Origin of the sequence: Caldimonas tepidiphila (assembly GCF_003569765.1) — a bacterium.
In the GTDB taxonomy this organism is placed as follows: domain Bacteria; phylum Pseudomonadota; class Gammaproteobacteria; order Burkholderiales; family Burkholderiaceae_C; genus Caldimonas; species Caldimonas tepidiphila.
Window position 1 is genome coordinate 1 of the sequence record NZ_KZ983973.1, and the last position, 354, is coordinate 354.

1 pseudogene is annotated in these 354 nt (G+C 77.7%); it reads left to right on the top strand.

Annotation, left to right across the window (positions count from 1 at the left end):
* A pseudogene (locus D3A59_RS03850) lies at nucleotides 1-354 on the top strand (hypothetical protein); the annotation flags it as partial.

Genomic DNA, 354 nt, shown 5'->3' on the forward strand with positions numbered 1-354 from the left:
GTTACGACCCGGCGGCGCCGCGGCTGCGGCAGCTGCTGTCGGCGTCCGGCGACGAGGGCACGACGATGGATGCCCCGGGAGCGCCGGACCCCGCGCAGCGCCCGCTGATCGGCGCGCTGCGCCGCGCGCCGCCGCGCTGGAAGCTCGACGCGCGGGGCGTCGCCGTGCTCGACCGCGAGGCCTCGCGGCAGTCCGACCGCTACGGCGCGCTCGAACCGTCGGCGCTGTACCAGTCGCTCAAGCGTCTTTTCAGGCAGGCCGCCCGGCGCGCGGAGGCGCTGGCGACGCAGGCCTCAGGGGCGGGGGAGAAACCGCCGCCGGAGATCGAGGCCGCGGCACTGCAGCGCGCCTCGA